This window comes from Streptomyces sp. NBC_01788 (assembly GCF_035917575.1).
Classification (GTDB): domain Bacteria; phylum Actinomycetota; class Actinomycetes; order Streptomycetales; family Streptomycetaceae; genus Streptomyces.
In genome coordinates, this window is record NZ_CP109090.1 from 4049865 (window position 1) to 4066810 (window position 16946).

The 16946-nt window shown below is 69.4% G+C and carries 15 protein-coding genes, 1 tRNA gene and 1 pseudogene; 8 read left to right on the top strand and 9 right to left on the bottom strand.

The genetic code is table 11. The features are described from left to right. Positions 1-34: 34 nt before the first annotated feature. The gene (locus OIE49_RS18385) at positions 35-1615 is read right to left on the bottom strand and encodes a serine/threonine-protein kinase (RefSeq protein WP_326803265.1); all 1581 of its coding nucleotides are present in this window, start codon (positions 1613-1615) and stop codon (positions 35-37) included. Positions 1616-1693: 78 nt separating this feature from the next. Next, the gene (locus OIE49_RS18390) at positions 1694-2242 is read right to left on the bottom strand and encodes a helix-turn-helix domain-containing protein (RefSeq protein ID WP_326803266.1); all 549 of its coding nucleotides are present in this window, start codon (positions 2240-2242) and stop codon (positions 1694-1696) included. Positions 2243-2424: 182 nt separating this feature from the next. On the opposite strand from OIE49_RS18390, the gene OIE49_RS18395 reads away from it, so the two are divergent. Then, positions 2425-2497 (top strand) — tRNA-Ala (locus OIE49_RS18395). 83 nt (positions 2498-2580) lie between these two features. Here the strand turns inward: OIE49_RS18395 and OIE49_RS18400 are convergent. Then, on the bottom strand, positions 2581-2847 hold the full coding sequence (locus tag OIE49_RS18400) for a hypothetical protein (protein WP_326803267.1): 267 nt from the start codon (positions 2845-2847) through the stop codon (positions 2581-2583). Between the two features lie 141 nt (positions 2848-2988). Further along, positions 2989-3693 (bottom strand): DUF5324 family protein, encoded by a 705-nt coding sequence (locus tag OIE49_RS18405; RefSeq protein WP_326803268.1) that lies wholly within the window; start codon positions 3691-3693, stop codon positions 2989-2991. A gap of 387 nt (positions 3694-4080) precedes the next feature. Here OIE49_RS18405 and OIE49_RS18410 point away from each other — a divergent pair, with 387 nt between their 5' ends. Together OIE49_RS18410 and OIE49_RS18415 are read left to right on the top strand one after the other, a co-directional pair. Then, positions 4081-4614: a peptidylprolyl isomerase gene (locus OIE49_RS18410; RefSeq protein ID WP_100570578.1), complete on the top strand. Its 534-nt coding sequence runs from the start codon at positions 4081-4083 to the stop codon at positions 4612-4614. 166 nt (positions 4615-4780) lie between these two features. Continuing rightward, entirely contained in the window at positions 4781-5704 is a 924-nt protein-coding gene (locus OIE49_RS18415; RefSeq protein ID WP_326803269.1) for a rhomboid family intramembrane serine protease, read from the top strand. A gap of 268 nt (positions 5705-5972) precedes the next feature. Here OIE49_RS18415 and crgA read toward each other — a convergent pair whose 3' ends face one another. Then, positions 5973-6227: a cell division protein CrgA gene (gene crgA / locus OIE49_RS18420; RefSeq protein ID WP_100570549.1), complete on the bottom strand. Its 255-nt coding sequence runs from the start codon at positions 6225-6227 to the stop codon at positions 5973-5975. A 140-nt stretch (positions 6228-6367) separates the two neighbouring features. On the opposite strand from crgA, the gene OIE49_RS18425 reads away from it, so the two are divergent. From OIE49_RS18425 to OIE49_RS18450, 5 genes and pseudogenes are all read left to right on the top strand, one after another. Continuing rightward, positions 6368-7144, top strand: a complete 777-nt coding sequence (locus OIE49_RS18425) for a DUF881 domain-containing protein (RefSeq protein WP_326803270.1) — start codon at positions 6368-6370, stop codon at positions 7142-7144. Positions 7145-7318: 174 nt separating this feature from the next. Next, positions 7319-7527: pseudogene (locus OIE49_RS18435) on the top strand (hypothetical protein). Beyond that, positions 7524-8198, top strand: a complete 675-nt coding sequence (locus OIE49_RS18440; protein ID WP_326803271.1) for an aminodeoxychorismate/anthranilate synthase component II — start codon at positions 7524-7526, stop codon at positions 8196-8198. Before OIE49_RS18435 ends, OIE49_RS18440 begins: the two are co-directional and overlap by 4 nt. Then, positions 8195-9367, top strand: coding sequence for a class E sortase (locus tag OIE49_RS18445; RefSeq protein WP_326803272.1), 1173 nt, complete (start codon positions 8195-8197; stop codon positions 9365-9367). The genes OIE49_RS18440 and OIE49_RS18445 overlap by 4 nt, the downstream gene beginning before the upstream one ends. Before the next feature lie 14 nt (positions 9368-9381). Continuing rightward, positions 9382-10155 carry a class E sortase gene (locus tag OIE49_RS18450; protein ID WP_401790274.1) on the top strand — a complete coding sequence of 258 codons (774 nt, stop codon included), beginning with the start codon at positions 9382-9384 and terminating at the stop codon, positions 10153-10155. A gap of 75 nt (positions 10156-10230) precedes the next feature. Here the strand turns inward: OIE49_RS18450 and pknB are convergent, their stop codons facing one another. The 4 genes from pknB to OIE49_RS18470 form a co-directional block, all read right to left on the bottom strand. After that, positions 10231-12201, bottom strand: a complete 1971-nt coding sequence (gene pknB / locus OIE49_RS18455; protein WP_326803273.1) for a Stk1 family PASTA domain-containing Ser/Thr kinase — start codon at positions 12199-12201, stop codon at positions 10231-10233. A gap of 169 nt (positions 12202-12370) precedes the next feature. Next, positions 12371-13858, bottom strand: a complete 1488-nt coding sequence (locus OIE49_RS18460) for a peptidoglycan D,D-transpeptidase FtsI family protein (RefSeq protein ID WP_326803274.1) — start codon at positions 13856-13858, stop codon at positions 12371-12373. After that, positions 13855-15291: an FtsW/RodA/SpoVE family cell cycle protein gene (locus tag OIE49_RS18465; protein WP_326803275.1), complete on the bottom strand. Its 1437-nt coding sequence runs from the start codon at positions 15289-15291 to the stop codon at positions 13855-13857. Before OIE49_RS18465 ends, OIE49_RS18460 begins: the two co-directional genes overlap by 4 nt. Positions 15292-15318: 27 nt before the next feature. Then, positions 15319-16857 (bottom strand): Stp1/IreP family PP2C-type Ser/Thr phosphatase, encoded by a 1539-nt coding sequence (locus OIE49_RS18470; protein WP_326803276.1) that lies wholly within the window; start codon positions 16855-16857, stop codon positions 15319-15321. Positions 16858-16946 lie beyond the last annotated feature (89 nt).

The following is a 16946-nucleotide window of genomic DNA, read 5'->3' on the forward strand; positions in this document are numbered from 1 at the left end:
GCCAGGATTGGCTGGGACCGGCCTGTGGCGCGCCTTACAGACGGCTCAGTGCCCAGAAACCGACTGCGTAGCAGGCCAGCGCGAGGAGCAGCAGCGGGATCGCCACCGTCGCGGGCGGGCCGGGGCGGCGGGGCCGTCCGGCGCGGTGGCGTGAGGCTCCCCGCGCCGGAACGGGAACCTGCGGGGCCTGGGCGGTGTACGAAGCGGTGGAGACATCAGCGCGCTGCCGCGGATCGGGGGAGGACAGCACGTGGGTGGGGTCGTGAGGGGAGACGTGGGCCGCGGGTTCGAGCGGCGTGCCACCGGACGAGGGGCCGGACGGGGGAGGGGCGGCCGGTGCCGGGGGGACGGCCTGCGGGGGCGTGGTGTGCGGGGGCACGGCAGGAGATGGAACAGCTTGCGAGGGAGCGCCCTGGGGCGGCGGGACCTCCCGAGCCGGGGCGGCGGTCCGGGGCGGTGGCAGGTGGAAGCTGCCCGTGTCGGACATGGTGGAGGGCTGGGGCGGCTCCGACGGCAGACCGCTGCCGTCCGTGCTCGGCGCCGACCCGGTCCCCTCCCGGGGATCGAGACGCGGGTCCGGCACGCCCCCGCTCCCGGAAGCGGCACCCGCACCGGAAGCCATGGAACCGCCGTTACCGGGAGCGGCGGCCCCGGTACCGGGAATCCCGGAACCGCCGACCGAACCGGCCGAACCGGACGCCGCCGTCCGTCCGACCGTCACCCCAGGGCTCCGGGTGAGCGGACCCTCGGGTCCGAACCCCGGTGGCAGTGGGCCGAGTTGCTCGAAGATCTCGATCAACTCGTCGTCGGGGCCCGGCTCCGGCAGGAGCTCGGCGCACGCGGCAAGGGCCTTGCGCGCACCGGTCGCGGTACGGAACCTGGCCTGTGGATCGGGTTGCAGCAAGTTCGCCACGACCTGCCACAGCGGCTCGGGAACGCCCTTGGGCGCACCGGGAGTTCCGTGCTCGGCGAAATACTCCACGAGCGCCTTGGCGTCCGGCTTGGCGCCCTGGAGCAGATAGAGGGCGACCAGACCGGTGGCGAACAGATCGGCGGGGAAGTCGGGTTCGGCGCCCATCATCTGCTCGGGAGCGAGGTAACCCGGCGTCCCCACCACCAGATTGGTCTCCGTCAGCCGCGGTTCGCCCAGCCGCATCGCGATGCCGAAGTCCGACAGGCGCAGCCTGGGCCGGCCGGTTCCGGTGGCCTCCAGCAGGATGTTGGCGGGCTTGATGTCACGGTGCACGACACCCTCCGCGTGCACCGCCGCGAGGCCCGAAAGCAACTGGTCGAGCAGAGTGCGTACGAACGCCGGGGGCAGTGGGCCGTAGTCCCCGACCAGGTGGACCAGGGAGCCGCCGGCCACCAGGTCCATGGTGAACAGGACCTGGTCGTCGTCGGCGGCCCAGCTGGCCGGCGCGAGCACATGGGGGTGGTCGATCCGCAGCGCCTGCTCCCGCACGAAGCGCAGCAGGGAGTGCGCGTCGCGCTGTTGGAGGACCTTGGCGGCCACGTACCGGCGACGGCGGTGGTCCCAGGCCCGCCACACCGCGCCGACTCCACCGCGCCCGACCGGGTCGGCCAGCTCGTACCGGCCGGCGAAGACCTCACCCATGGCTGTGCGTCGCTCCTCCCCCTGGGGCTGTCCCCCTTCGGATCCCCCCTCGACGCGCGATTCGCCCCCCCCGCGGTGTCAGTTCTGGTGGGACTGGTAGTGCGTGACCGCGTCCGAGGTGCGGCCCGCGCCGTACACCCGGAGGAATTCCGCCAGTTCGGGGTGGCTGGGGGCGAGGGTGTTCGCGGCATCGATGATGTCACCGGCCGCAGCGACCGAGCGGAGTAGCGACTGGATCTCGCGGACCACCCGCTTGACCGTCGGCGCACCCGAAGTGTTCGACGTGTGCGTGGTGTTGCTGAGCACCGAGCCGCCTTGCGACCGCTTGATCTCCTCCATGCGCTCGGTCGCCTCGGCCGCGCTGACGCTGCCGTCCGCCACCTGGGCCGCCAGCTCCTGGAGAAGTTGCACGCGTTGGACCACCGCAGGGTTGCCGATCTTCGCGCGCTGGCCGCTCATCAGCTGCGACAGCATCGGGGCGGACAGCCCCAGTACCCCCGCCAGCCGGGCCTGGTTGAGCCCGAGGTCGTCTATGAGCTTGCGGAAGAGCGCCCCCAACGGCTCCCCGTACCAGTTCCGCTGCAGTTCCCGCGCTTTTGCGGTGGCTTCCTGCTGTGCGGCGTCCATTGCGTCTCCCCATCGCTTCCCCAAGAACCGCGGTTCGCTGTAGCGAACCACGCGGAGCATCTTACGGAGAGTGGTCGGCCGCGGGGAGCCCCAATCTTTTTGCGAGATCCGGGGGGTGACCCGGTACTCTGGTCTGCGGCACCCGACCGGTGGACGGATCTTCCGGCCGGATGCTGTCTTCCGGGGCCTTAGCTCAGTTGGTAGAGCGCTGTCTTTGCATGGCAGATGTCAGGGGTTCGACTCCCCTAGGCTCCACCGGTGAAATGCCCTCTGATCTGCGGAAACGCGGCTTCGGAGGGCATTCTTCGTGTGTGCGCGGTGCGCACGCACGGCGACGGCTACGCCGGGAGTTCCTCCACGTAGCGCTTCGCGAAGAGGAGCGAGACGTACGGGTAGGTCTGCCGTACCGCCTTGATGGCGGCGACGTCGCCCTGCTCCCTGCGCACCCGCTGGATCCTCTCCTCGTCGACCTGGCCCCGGAACCCCTCGAAGGATCCGTAGCGCTCCCAGAACGCCTTCTCGCGCTTCTTCGAGGCACGCTCGCCGGCGACTGCCAATGCCGCCGTGACGCCGATGGCAACGGTTCCTGTGATTCCGTCGAGCATGGGGTCCCCCTCAGATCTTGTCGGTGCCCAGGCAAACTCAACCTACCCGCTCGCGGAACGGGACCCGCGTGATCGCGACAAAAGCCCGCCTGACCTGTGGACACACCAGTCAGGCGGGCTCTTCTGTCTCCGGGGGCGGCCCTACTCGTCGCGGTCCGACGTCTCCTCGTCCTCCTTCGCCTGGACCTCGGGGTCCAGCACGGACTGGCCGGTGCCGTCCACGGACGTCAGCCGGCCCGACTCGGGCACCTCCGTCGCGGCCGGCGGTTCCACCAGCCAGTCGGGGTTGGCCTGCTTGTCCCACCACTTCCAGGCGGCGAAGGCACCGCCGGCGAGCGCGCCGGCCAGCGCGAGCAGCTTCACCGCGCGCCCGGCTCGCGCACGCCGCTGCTGCGTGCGGGCCAGTTTCTGGATCTTCCGGGCCGGGACCTGACCGCGCAGCGCCACCAGCGCCGCGGCACCGCGCGCCGCGGCCTCGTCCGCGACCGGCGCCGCCGCGGCCATCGCCTGCTCGATCCGCGGCCGGGAGTACTCGGCGGCCTGCCGGGCGGCCCGGCGCGCCCGCTCGGCGGCTTCCTGGGCGGCCTGGTCGATCTTCGGCGGCACATGGGCCATGGCCTGCGTGCGGGCCTGCTCCAGCCGGGGTGCGACATAGGCGCCGTACTGGACGCGGGCCTGGTCGGCGGCCAGCGTCACCTTCGGCGCGAGCCGTACGCGTGCCTCGTGTGCGTAGTGCGCGGCCCTGTCCCTGGCCGTGTCGGCGTAGGGCGCCACCACTTCCGCGGCGTGCAGCACGCTGTCCTTCGCCGAGCCGGTCGCGGCGCGCACGCTGTCGATGCGGGTCACGGGTTCCTCCTCCTCGGTGGCGTACGGTAATTCGACTTTCCACCCTTTTACGGATCATGCCTGCCAACGGGCCCGGTGGCATGTGCGACCGGGCATCCGGGTCACGGGTGACGCACGTGGTCACCGCGCCGGCCCTGCCGGCCGGAAGTCCGCCGGGAGGCGGGCACGTGCGGCAAGTGCTGAATCGGTGGGGGATGAATGCGGAGCAACAGGAGCTTGTCGTCGACAATGCCACGGATCGCCGCGCCGCGCTTCCGTCCGGGACGACTCGCCCGGTTCTCCGCAACCGAATCGGCGGATCTCCCCGGGGGAACCGACCGCCGGGCGACTCACGGCGCGGGCCGTGCGAGGATCGGGGAGTCACAGGAAGACAACGGAAGGCAGATCGTGGCTGAGCAGCTCTACGCCACCCTGAAGACCAACCACGGCGACATCGAGGTCCGGCTCCTGCCGAACCACGTTCCCGAGACGGTCCGGAACTTTGTCGAACTCGCCACTGGCGAGCGTGAGTGGACCCACCCCGCCACCGGCGAGAAGTCCAAGGCGAAGCTCTACGACGGCACGGTCTTCCACCGGGTGATCAGCGGTTTCATGATCCAGGGCGGTGACCCGCTGGGCAACGGCACCGGCGGTCCCGGCTACCAGTTCAAGGACGAGTTCCACCCGGACCTCTCCTTCGACAAGCCCTACCTGCTGGCCATGGCCAACGCGGGTCCGGGCACCAATGGCTCGCAGTTCTTCATCACCGTCGGCCCGACGGCCTGGCTGAACCGCAAGCACACCATCTTCGGCGAGGTCACCGACGCGGCCAGCCAGAAGGTCGTGGACTCCATCGCGACCGCGCAGACCAACCCGCGCACCGACCGCCCGCTCAAGGACGTCGTCATCGAGTCGGTCGTCGTGGAGACCCGCGAAGGCTGAGTGAAGGGCTCGTCCCGACATCTCCGCGAGGGAACCAAACGCCCCGCTTGTCCGTAAGGATGGGCGGGGCGGTGCGTTGCCCACGAGCAGCCGCAGCCGTGTTTCGCGGCGGGCCGGCGGGACCAGTAGGACGAGCAGGACAGCAGGACGAATCGAGGGGAACCCCATGGACCAGGCACCAGGCAGCCCGACGGGCCCGGCGGGCCAGGACCCGGCGGGCCAGGGCCCGCCGGACGCCCACAGCCTGCCGGCCTGCTACCGCCATCCGGGTCGCGAGACCGGCATTCGCTGCGTCCGCTGCGACCGGGCGATCTGTCCCGAGTGCATGGTCGACGCCTCTGTGGGCTTCCAGTGCCCGGACTGCGTCCGCGGCGGCTCCGGCACCGGCCACCCGCCCGCCGCGTCGCGGCCCCGCACGCTGGCCGGCGGCACCATGACCGCCGACCCCCGCCTGCTCACCAAGATCCTCATCGGGATCAATGTCGCGGTGTTCATCGCGGTCAGCGTCGACTCCTCGCTCGTGGGCAACCTGTTCCTGATCGGCGCCTGGCCGCCGGCGCCCTTCACCCCCACCTCGGGTGTCGCGGCCGGCGAGTGGTACCGCCTGGTGACCTCGATGTTCACGCACCAGGAGATCTGGCACATCGGCTTCAACATGCTGAGCCTGTGGTGGCTGGGCGGCCCCCTGGAGGCGGCCCTGGGCCGGCTGCGCTACCTGGCGCTGTACTTCGTCTCCGGGCTCGCGGGCGGAGCGCTGACCTACCTGCTCGCCTCGCCGAGCCAGGCCTCGCTCGGCGCCTCGGGGGCCATTTTCGGCCTGTTCGGCGCCACCGCGGTGCTGATGCGTCGGCTCAACTACGACATGCGGCCGATCATCGCCCTGCTGGTGATCAACCTGATCTTCACCTTCAGCTGGAGCGGCATCGCCTGGCAGGCGCACATCGGCGGCCTGGTCGCCGGTGTCGTGGTGGGGTACGCGATGGTGCACGCCCCGCGCGAGCGGCGTGACCTGGTGCAGTACGGCACGTGCGCGCTGGTGCTGGCGGTCGTCGTCGTGTTGACGGTGCTCAGAACGGTTCAGCTCACCTGAGAGCGTCCGTTGTCCACAACCGGTGTCGGATCTTGTGCATAGCGTGCGGGAACGGGTGCGCCCCCTGCCGATGTCCTGTGTTGTCGCAGGTCAGGCAGGGGGCGTGCACGCTCTGGAGGAGCGGTGTGACAGTCGTACCGGTGTCAACGGCAGGCGGGTTATCCACAGATCATCAGCGTTTTCCCCAGGCAGCATGTGGAAATTCACCAGCCTGTGGATAACTCAGCGGATAGCCGTGGGCAAAGCTGCGTTCACCGGAAGGACGACGTCACTTCCACTGCGTGGAGACGGCGAACCCGGCGGCGATGAAGCCGAAGCCCACGACGATGTTCACGTTGTCGAGGGCCTTGATGGGCAGTGAGCCGTCGGTCACGTAGAAGACGACGATCCAGGCCAGCCCGATGAGGAACAGCGCCAGCATGACGGGCGCGACCCAGCCGCGGCCCTCCAGCTTGATACTCGCCGCCTGCTTGGCGGGCGGCGGCGTGTAGTCGGCCTTCTTGCGGATACGTGACTTCGGCACGAGGGTCTCTCCTGTCGATGCGCTGGTGGCCGCGCAGGGAACTGGGCTGGCTCCGGAGCAGCGTACAAGGGCACTCTGAGCACTCCCCCGGACGTCCGTTAGCGTAGTGCTTCCGCGGCGCCGAAGGAGATAAGGGTACGTTGACCAATTCCGCCGACTTCTCGGGGACGGGTGCCGGCCCGGCCCGCACGCGCCGCCCGAGGCCCGTGCGGATCCTTACCGTGGCCGTCTTCGCCCTCGCCGGGCTGATCTTCTTCACCAGTTTCAACACGGCCAAGGGCACCAACATCCGCACGGACGCGTCCCTGCTGAAGCTGTCCGACCTCGTCCAGGAGCGCAGCCGGAAGAACAAGGAGCTCGACGAGTCCAACGCCGCCCTGCGCGACGACATCGAGTCCCTCGCCGCGCGCGACGACGGCGGCAAGCCCCAGGACGGCAGGCTGACCGGCCTGGAGAAGAGCGCGGGCACGCAGAAGCTCACGGGCAGGGCGATCACGGTCACGCTCAACGACGCCCCGCCCGACGCCACCGCGAAGCTGCCCGGCTACCCCGAGCCGCAGCCCGACTACCTGGTGATCCACCAGCAGGACCTCCAGGCCGTGGTCAACGCGCTGTGGAACGGCGGTGCCCAGGGCATCAAGGTGATGGACCAGCGGCTGATCTCCACCAGCGCGGTGCGCTGCGTGGGCAACACGCTGATCCTCCAGGGCCGCGTCTACTCGCCGCCGTACAGGATCACGGCGGTCGGCGACCCGGCGAAGCTCCAGAAGGCGCTCGCGGACTCCCCGGCGATCCAGAACTACATGGTGTACGTCAACGTCTACGGCCTGGGCTGGAAGGTCACCGACGACGGAACCGCCACCTTGCCCGGCTACTCGGGCACGGTGGACCTGCACTACGCGAAGCCCGTGCAGTAGTCGTACTGGTGAACGGAACGGCCCGGTTCGCGTATCGGATCGACAAAGGGCCGTACAAAAACGGGTCCGCGGTCGTTGAGGTGATCGACGCTGTTGCCACGTACGTCCGGGCGCAGGCGGTTTCCGCACGGCTCGCGGAGGCCGGGAAACCTCGGGCGCCGCGCCGTTAGTCTGGTGGCGTACGGCGTGAGTCTGGTGCCGTGGGAGACGGAAGGGACGGCATGTACGGCTGGATCTGGCGGCATCTGCCGGGGAACGCGTGGGTGAGGGCGCTGATCTCACTGGTGCTCGTCCTCGCCGTGGTCTACGCCCTGTTCCAGTACGTCTTCCCGTGGGCCGAACCGCTGCTTCCCTTCAACGATGTGACGGTGGACAACCAGTGAGTGCGCGGATTCTCGTCGTCGACAACTACGACAGCTTCGTCTTCAACCTGGTCCAGTACCTGTACCAGCTGGGGGCCGAGTGCGAGGTGCTGCGCAACGACGAGGTGTCGACGGCGTACGTGCGTGGGGGTACCTCCCGCTCGAGCGCAGCCGAGAGTGGGGGAGGCTTCGACGGCGTACTGCTCTCGCCGGGGCCGGGCACGCCCGAGCAGGCCGGTGTCTGCGTGGAGATGGTCCGGCATTGCGCCGCGACCGGTGTCCCCGTCTTCGGCGTGTGCCTGGGCATGCAGTCGATGCAGGTGGCCTACGGCGGTGTGGTGGACCGCGCGCCCGAGCTGCTGCACGGAAAGACCTCGCCGGTGGAGCACGAGGGCACGGGCGTCTTCGCGGGCCTGCCCTCCCCCTTCACCGCGACCCGCTACCACTCCCTGGCCGCCGAGCCGGCGACCGTGCCCGACGAGCTGGTGGTCACGGCGCGCACGCACGACGGCATCATCATGGGCCTGCGGCACCGTGAACTCCCCGTAGAAGGCGTGCAGTTCCATCCCGAGTCGGTGCTGACCGAGCACGGGCACCGGATGCTGGCCAACTGGCTGGCGGAGTGCGGCGACAAGGAGGCCGTGGCGAGGTCGGCGGGGCTCGCCCCGGTGGTGGGCAGGGCCACGGCGTGACCGCGCTGCGCCCCGAGCGCGAGACGGACACCTCGTACGGGCAGCAGTCGTACGGGGGACCGGACGCGTTCGAGGGGTGGTACGGCGCCGGCCAGGCGCAGGGTGTGCCCCAGGACCCCTACGCCGCGTCCTACGGGCCGCAGGGGGCGGCGCCCCAGCAGGTCGCCCCGAACGTGCCCCCGCAGGGCGCGGAGCCCCCGCAGGACGCGACGGGGGCGCCGTACGGGTCCTCGGGCGACGCGACGGCGTATCTGCCTCCCGTCGACGACGAGACGATGGCGCTGCGGATCCCGGAACCGCCGCCTGGCGCCTCTTCCGCCGCGCAGGCCTCCTCGCCCTCGCCGGGTGGGCGCGCGGCCCGCAGAAAGGCCGCCAGACGCCGTAACGGACGTCGTGGGGCCGCTGGCGGCCCGCTGCCGGAGGAGGACAGCCCGGCGGACCGGTCGTCGGCGCCGCTGTCCCGGATGGAGGCGCGCCGGCAGGCGCGGGCGCGCAGGGCGAGCCCGGCCGTGATCGCCAGCCGGGTCATCGGCGAGCTGTTCATCAGCACCGGCGTGGTGATGCTGCTCTTCGTCACCTACCAGTTGTGGTGGACGAACGTCCGGGCGCACGCGCAGGCGGGCAGTGAGGCGCACCAGCTCCAGGACGACTGGGCGAGCGGCAAGCGCAGCCCCGGGACGTTCGAGCCGGGGCAGGGCTTCGCCCTCCTGCACATCCCGAAGCTGGACGTGGTGGTGCCCATCGCGGAGGGCACCAGCAAGGCGAAGGTGCTGGACAAGGGCATGGTCGGGCACTACGGCAAGGGCGATCTCAACACGGCGATGCCCGACGCGAAGACGGGCAACTTCGGGCTGGCGGGCCATCGCAACACGCACGGTGAGCCGTTCCGGTACATCAACAAGCTCTCGCCGGGCGACGCGATCGTCGTGGAGACGCAGGACACGTACTTCGTCTACAAGATGGCGTCGATCCTGCCGGTGACCCCGCCGGCCAACATCAGCGTCCTCGATCCCGTTCCGAAGGGGTCGGGCTTCACCGGACCCGGCCGTTACATCACGCTGACCACCTGTACACCGGAGTTCACCAGCAAGTACCGGATGATCGTCTGGGGCAAGATGGTCGAGGAACGGCCGCGCAGCAAGGGCAAGCCGGATGCGCTCGTCAGTTAAAGGGCGGATGAACAGTGGCAGCGACCACGGACGACACGGCAGGGCACACCGACGGCCGCGAAGGGCACGGTGACGCGTCGGGCGTCGGCCGCGGGCGGCGCCGCCGGGGGACCGGCCCGCTGGCCCTCGCCGTCAGCGTCTTCGGTGAGCTCCTGATCACGACGGGTCTGGTCCTCGGCCTGTTCGTCGTCTACTCCCTGTGGTGGACGAACGTCCTGGCGGACCGCAAGGCCGACCGGGAGGGCGGCAAGGTCCGCGACGAGTGGGCGCATTCCGTGCCCGGCGGCCCCGGAGCGCTGGACACCAAGGACGGCATCGGCTTCCTGCACGTGCCGTCCATGCACAACGGCGAGGTCCTGGTCAAGAAGGGCACGGCGGAGGAGATCCTCAACGACGGGGTGGCCGGCTACTACACGGACCCCGCCAAGGCGACCCTTCCGACGTCCGGCAAGGCCGGCAACTTCACCCTCGCCGCCCACCGGGACGGTCACGGTGCCAAGTTCCACAACATCGACAAGATGCGCGTGGGCGATCCGGTCGTCTTCGAGACCAAGGACAAGTGGTACGTCTACAAGGTCTACGACATCCTCCCGGAGACCTCCAAGTACAACGTCCAGGTCCTGTCCGCGGTCCCCGAGGAGTCGGGCGTCAAGAAGCCCGGCCACTACATCACCCTGACGACCTGCACGCCGGTGTACACCTCCCGCTACCGCTACGTGGTCTGGGGCGAACTGGTCCGCTCGGAGAAGGTCGACGCCAGGCGGACCCCGCCGGCGGAACTGCGATGAGCTGACCGGCATACGACGGAGCCCCGGTTCCCCTAGTTGGAGGGGACCCGGGGCTCCGAGTGTCGGGGTCGGGGGTCAGCCGCCGAAGAAGCCGCCGTTGCCCCTGTTGTTGCCTCCCCCGAAGGTGGTCAGCGTGATCGGGGTGTTGCCGGGGTCGTCGACCTCTTGCCCCTCGCCCGGATCCTGCTTGAAGACCACCGAGTTGTCGTCCTGGTTGCTGCCATCGGCGAACTGGACGTTGGTGAAGCCCTCAGCCGCGAGTATCTGCCTGGCCTCCGCCACCGTTCGGCCGCGGACGTTGGGCACCTGCTTCTTCTGCTGCTGGAACTTGCCGACCTGGATGTTCACGTTCGCACCCTTGTCGACCTGCTGGCCGATGCCCGGGTCGGTCTGGACGACCTTGCCGTCCCGGTTGGGGTCGTCGGTGGGCACCTCGCTGCACGAGCTGTTGAGGTTGACGCCCTGAAGCACCTGCTGGGCCTCTTGGCAGGTCTTGCCCGAGACGTCCGGGACCGCGACCTGCCTCTTCTCCGTGGCGACCGTGAGCGTGATGGTGGAGCCCTTCTCCACCTTCGTGTCGCCCTTGACGTCCTGGTCGATGACGACGTCGGGATCCTGGTCCGACTCCTGGGTCTTCTTCTCGACCTTGAAGCCCAGATCGTCCAACTGGGACTGCGCCGCCTCGAAGCTCAGGCCGCGGACACTGGGAACCGTCACCTTCGGCGCCCCGGTCGACAGCACCAGGTTGACCGTGTCGCCCTTCTTGACCTTGCCGTCCTTGGGTTCCTGCGAGCAGACCTTGCCCTTGGGCTGGTCGTCGCAGGTGTCCTGGGTGAAGGCCACTTCGATGCTGGCGTTCCTGGCCGACTCCTGGGCCTCGCGCTTCGTCTGGCCGACGAAGATGGGGACGTTCAGCTCGTCGTTGTTGACGCCGTTGCCGCTGAAGGCGTACATGCCGATGAAGATCGCGCCGACGAGGACCAGGAGGCCGGCGACGATCAGCATGATCGTCGAGGTGTTGGACTTCTTCTGACGGCGCCGGTCGGGGCGGTCGTCGTAGCCGTAGCCGCCGTCGTCCGGGTTCATGGGCGGCAGCATCGTCGTCGCGCCCGCGGCTCCGGCGTCGGAGCGCAGGGCGGTGGTCGGCTGGTCGTCGGGGTAGCCGCCGTAGCCGACCGCGCCCATGGCGGCCGTGGCCGCGACCGGCTGGCCGTCGAGGCAGGCCTCGATGTCGGCGCGCATCTCGTCGGCGGACTGGTAGCGGTAGTCGGGGTCCTTGACCAGCGCCCGCATCACGATCGCGTCCATCTCGGGCGTGATCTCCGGGTCGAAGACGCTCGGCGGCTGCGCCTCCTCGCGCACGTGCTGGTAGGCCACCGCGACCGGGGAGTCACCCACGAAGGGCGGGCGGACCGTCAGTAGCTCGTAGAGCAGGCAACCTGTCGAGTACAGGTCCGAGCGCGCGTCGACCTGCTCGCCTTTGGCCTGCTCGGGAGACAGGTACTGGGCGGTGCCGATGACGGCCGCGGTCTGGGTCATGGTCATGCCGGAGTCGCCCATGGCGCGGGCGATGCCGAAGTCCATGACCTTGACCTGGCCGTTGCGGGTCAGCATGACGTTGGCAGGCTTGATGTCGCGGTGGACGATGCCGCTGCGGTGGGCGTACTCCAGGCCCTGGAGAATGCCGATGGTCATCTCCATGGACCGCTCCGGCAGCAGCTTGCGGCCGCTGTGCAGCAGTTCACGGAGCGTGGAGCCGTCGACGTACTCCATCACGATGTACGGGATCGAGACCCCGTCGATGTAGTCCTCGCCCGTGTCGTAGACCGCGACGATCGCGGGATGGTTGAGCGAGGCGGCCGACTGGGCCTCCCGGCGGAACCGGGCCTGGAAGGAAGGGTCGCGCGCCATGTCGGCGCGGAGCGTCTTCACCGCCACGGTGCGTCCCAGCCGGGTGTCATGCGCGAGGTACACCTCCGCCATGCCACCACGGCCGAGCACATGGCCCAGCTCGTACCGGCCGCCGAGGCGACGCGGCTCTTCCATAGCTAGCTACCAGCCCTCTCCGTCGGTCCCGACCGGCACCCTTGTGCCGCCGGAGGCTGCTGTCCGGGCCTACCGTACCCGGCTCGCTCTGTGTGACTTGGCCAAGCCCGTCACCCGATACAGGACCGGTATCGCAACGTGCACCGATGTGAAGGTGGCGTGACAGGACTCACTGCCTGGCGCTGATGACCGCCTCCATGACGTTCTTCGCGATGGGAGCCGCCAGGCCGCCGCCGGAGATGTCGTCGCGGTTGGCGTTGTTGTCCTCGACCACCACGGCCACGGCGACCGGCGAGCTGCCGTCGGCGAGCTTGGCGTAGGAGATGAACCAGGCGTACGGCTTCTCGCTGTTGTCGACACCGTGCTGGGCGGTACCGGTCTTGCCGCCCACCGTGACGCCGTTGATCTTCGCGTTCTGGCCGGTGCCGTCCTTGACGACGGTCTCCATCATCGACTGGAGGATCTGGGCGTTCTGCGAGCTGAGCGGCCGGCTCAGTTCCTGCGGCTCCGTCTGCTCCAGGGTGTCCACGTTGGGCGACTGCAGCTTGTCGACCATGTACGGCTTCATCAGCTTGCCGTCGTTGGCGACGGCGGAGGCGACCATGGCCATCTGGAGCGGGGTGGCGGCGGTGTTGAACTGGCCGATGGAGGACAGGGCCGTCTGCGACTCGTTCATGTCGTCGGAGAACACCGAGGCGTTGCTGCGCACCGGCGTGAACTGCTCGCTGTCGAAGCCGAACTTCTTCGCCTCCTCGAGCATCTTGTCGTTGCCGAGGTCCGCGCCGATCTTGCCGAAGACGGTGTTGCAGGACACCCGCAGCGCCTCACGCATGGTGGCGTCCTTGCAGGGGATGTTGCCCTCGTTCTGCAGCGGCGTCGTCGTGCCCGGCATGATCCACGGCAGTGGCGAGTTGGTGGCTTCGTCCGCCGACTTGTACAGGCCGTTCTCCAGCGCGGCGGCCGCGGTGACCACCTTGAAGGTGGAGCCCGGGGGGTAGGTCTCGCGCAGTGCCCGGTTCAGCGTCGGGTCGTTGGGGTCGGCCGTCTTCTGGAGCTTCTGCCAGGCCTCGCCGTCCTTGTTGGAGTTGCCGGCGAACGACGACGGGTCGTAGGACGGGTAGGACGCCAGGGCGAGGATCTTGCCGGTGGCGGGGTCGAGGGCCACCGCGGCACCCTTGCCGCCGACCTTCTTCAGGCCGTCGTAGGCGGCCTTCTGCGCGGCCGGGTTGAGCGTGGTGACCACGTTGCCGCCCTGCTTGGGCTTGCCGGTGATCATGTCCAGGGTGTTGCGGAAGAACAGCCGGTCGTCGTTGCCGGTGAGGATGCCGTCCTCGATGGACTCCAGCTGGGTGGCGCCGAAGGCCTGGGAGGTGAACCCGGTGACCGGCGCCCACATGGGGCCGTCCTTGTACGTGCGCTTGTACTTGAGGTCGTTGAGTCCGTTGCTCTTGGTCTCGACCGACCCGGTGATCGGGTTGCCGCCGCCGACGATGATGTCGCCGCGCGGGGTCGCGTAACGGGCGATGGTGACGCGGCGGTTGTGCTTGTCGTTCTTGAGGGTGTCGGCCTTGACGTACTGGATCCAGTTGTCGCGGACGAGCAGGGTGAGGACGAGGAGACCGCAGAAGATCGCGATTCGGCGCAGGGGCTTGTTCACGGGCGGACCACCTGGGTCATCTCGGCGTCGGGGTTGGAGGCGGGAGCGGGCGCCGGTCTGCGGGCGGTGTCGCTGATCCGGATCAGGATGCCGATCAGGGCCCAGTTGGCGATGACGGAGGAGCCGCCGGACGCCAGGAACGGCATCGTCATACCGGTCAGCGGGATGAGGCCCATCACGCCGCCGGCCACCACGAAGACCTGCAGCGCGAAGGCGCCAGCCAGGCCGACGGCGAGCAGCTTGCCGAAGGGGTCGCGGGCGGCCAGTGCGGTGCGCACGCCGCGTTCCACGATCAGGGCGTAGATCAGCAGGATGGCCATGAGGCCGGCCAGGCCCAGCTCCTCGCCGAAGGTGGCGAGGATGAAGTCGGAGTTGGCGGCGAACTTGATGAGGTCGGAGTGGCCCTGGCCGAGGCCGGAGCCGAGGGTGCCGCCGGAGCCGAACGCCCACAGCGCTTCCATGGACTGCTCGGAGTGGCCGGCGACGCCCTTCTGGCTGAGCGCGTACTCCTTCATCGGGTCGAGCCAGGCCTGGACGCGCTGCTGGACGTGCGTCTCGAAGCTGGCCACGCCGACGGCGCCGACGGCGGACATCAGCAAACCGAAGACGATCCAGCTGGTCCGCTCGGTGGCGACGTACAGCATGATGACGAACATGCCGAAGAACAGCAGCGAGGTGCCGAGGTCGGTCTCGAAGACCAGGATGAGGATCGAGATCACCCAGACGACAAGGATGGGTCCGAGGTCGCGGCCGCGGGGCAGGTACAGGCCCAAGAAGCGGCGGCTGGCCAGGGCGAGCGCGTCGCGCTTCACCATCAGGTAGCCGGCGAAGAAGATGGCGAGCACGATCTTGGCGAACTCGCCGGGCTGGATGGAGAATCCGGCGACCGAGATCCAGATCTTGGCACCGAAAGTCTCATCCGCTCCGAGGCCGGGCACCAGCGGCATCAACAGCAGAACCAGCGCGCCGAACATGGAGATGTAGGTGTAGCGCTGGAGGGCGCGGTGGTCCTTGAGGAAGATCAGCACCACCACGAAGAAGGCGATGCCCAGGGCCGTGTACAGCAGCTGCCGTGGCGCGGCCGTTCCCGCCTGGTTGATGGCCTGGAGCAGTTTCGACTGGTCCAGCCGCCAGATGACGACCAGTCCGAGCCCGTTCAGCAGCGTGGCCAGCGGAAGCAGCAGCGGGTCCGCGTACGGGGCGAACTTGCGTACGACGAGGTGGGCGACGCCGGCCAGCAGGCCCAGGCCCAGGCCGTAGCTCAGCAGACCGGCGGGCACCTGATTGTTGATGGCCAGGCCCACGTTGGCGTAGGCGAACACCGGGATGGCGACGGCGAAGACCAGCAGCGCGAGCTCGGTGTTGCGGCGGCTGGGCGCGCCGATCGCGCCGATCGTGGACGTGTGCTGCATCGACGGGTTGGTAGTGCTCATCGTGTGACAGGGCCTCTCACGGCTTGCCTACTGCTTACCGCACAGCGAGACGACCTTCTGCTCTTCCTCCGAGAGAGTCGGGCCGGGGCTGGGAGTGGACGCGGTGGCGGACGTGGACGGGGAGGACGGGGACTTGGCCGTCGACGGGTTCGGCGCCGGTGTCGCCTTGGACGTGAAGGCGGTGCGGGTGGTTCCCGTGGTGCCGCCCGCCTGGCCCTCCTCGGCCTTGGCGCCGTTCTTGTCCTCGGCGGTGCGGCGCTGGACCTCCTTCTTGCACGCGGAGGCCTGCACGGACAGCTCGCCGATCTTCTTCTGGGCGTTGGCCAGACCGCCCGCGGTGATCGTCGCTCTGACCTGCTGCTGCTGGTAGGGCGGCAGGTACTTGAGTTCGATCTCGGGGTGGTCGGCGTGGATCTTCGACAGCTTCAGCCACGCCAGGTCCTGGCTGATGCCCCGGTACAGGGCGACGTGCTCCTCGTTGGCGCCGACGAAGTACTGCGTCTGCGTCCAGCGGTAGCCGCCGTAGAGGCCGCCGCCGAGGACCGCGAGCGTGAGCACGCTGTAGAAGGAGCGCTTGAGCCATCTGCGGCTCTTGCGGGGTTTGACGAAGTCGTCCTCGCCGTATTCGCCCGCGGGGGCGTAGCTGGCGGTGTCGCCGCCGGAGCCGGGCGGGCCGAACTCGCCGCCACCGCCGCCCTGTCCGGGCAGCTGGCGGCCGAGGCCCGAGGCGCGTCCGGCGGGGGTCTGCATAATGCCGTTGTCGTGCAGGTGATTCTGGTTCTCGGCGACCGCGCCGACCACGACCGGGGTGTCGGAGAGTTGTCCGGCGAGGGTGTCGCCGGTGTCCAGGTCGAGGACGTCGGCGACGATCACGGTGATGTTGTCGGGGCCGCCGCCGCGCAGGGCGAACTGGATCAGTTCCTGCACGGTCTCCTGCGGGCCCTGGTAGCCGGCGAGGGTCTCCTCCATCGTCTGGTGGGAGACGACACCGCTGAGGCCGTCGGAGCAGATCAGATAGCGGTCGCCGGCGCGCACCTCGCGGATGGACAGGTCGGGTTCGACGCGTTCGCCGCTGCCGAGGGCGCGCATGAGCAGCGCGCGCTGCGGGTGGGTGCTGGCCTCCTCCTCGGTGATGCGTCCCTCGTCGACGAGGCGCTGCACCCAGGTGTGGTCCTGCGTGATCTGGGTCAGCACGCCGTCGCGCAGGAGGTAGGCGCGCGAGTCGCCGACGTGCACCAGGCCGAGGCGCTGGCCGGTCCACAGCAGGGCGGTGAGCGTGGTGCCCATGCCCTCGAGCTGGGGATCCTCCTCGACCATGGCGCGCAGCTGGTCGTTGGCGCGCTGTACGGCGGTGCTGAGCGAGGTGAGGATGTCGGAGCCGGGGATGTCGTCGTCGAGGGCGACGATGGTGGAGATCACCTCGGAGGAGGCGACCTCGCCGGCGGCCTGGCCGCCCATTCCGTCGGCGATCGCGAGCAGCCGCGGGCCGGCGTAACCGGAATCCTCGTTGCCCTCGCGGATCATGCCTTTGTGCGATCCGGCGGCGAAGCGCAGTGACAGACTCATGCGCACCTCGCCCGTCGGCTCCGGGTACATCCGCACGGTGCCCACCCTCCGGTCGGGAGCGCGCCGGGGCCCGGGGTGCCGGCCGCCGT

Coding starts and splice junctions, on each gene's coding strand:
- OIE49_RS18390 (WP_326803266.1), bottom strand. CDS start 2,242: ATGGACGCCGCACAGCAGGAAGCCACCGCAAAAGCGCGGGAACTGCAG.
- OIE49_RS18415 (WP_326803269.1), top strand. CDS start 4,781: ATGGACCAGGCACCAGGCAGCCCGACGGGCCCGGCGGGCCAGGACCCG.
- OIE49_RS18385 (WP_326803265.1), bottom strand. CDS start 1,615: ATGGGTGAGGTCTTCGCCGGCCGGTACGAGCTGGCCGACCCGGTCGGG.
- OIE49_RS18470 (WP_326803276.1), bottom strand. CDS start 16,857: ATGAGTCTGTCACTGCGCTTCGCCGCCGGATCGCACAAAGGCATGATC.
- OIE49_RS18400 (WP_326803267.1), bottom strand. CDS start 2,847: ATGCTCGACGGAATCACAGGAACCGTTGCCATCGGCGTCACGGCGGCA.
- OIE49_RS18465 (WP_326803275.1), bottom strand. CDS start 15,291: ATGAGCACTACCAACCCGTCGATGCAGCACACGTCCACGATCGGCGCG.
- pknB (WP_326803273.1), bottom strand. CDS start 12,201: ATGGAAGAGCCGCGTCGCCTCGGCGGCCGGTACGAGCTGGGCCATGTG.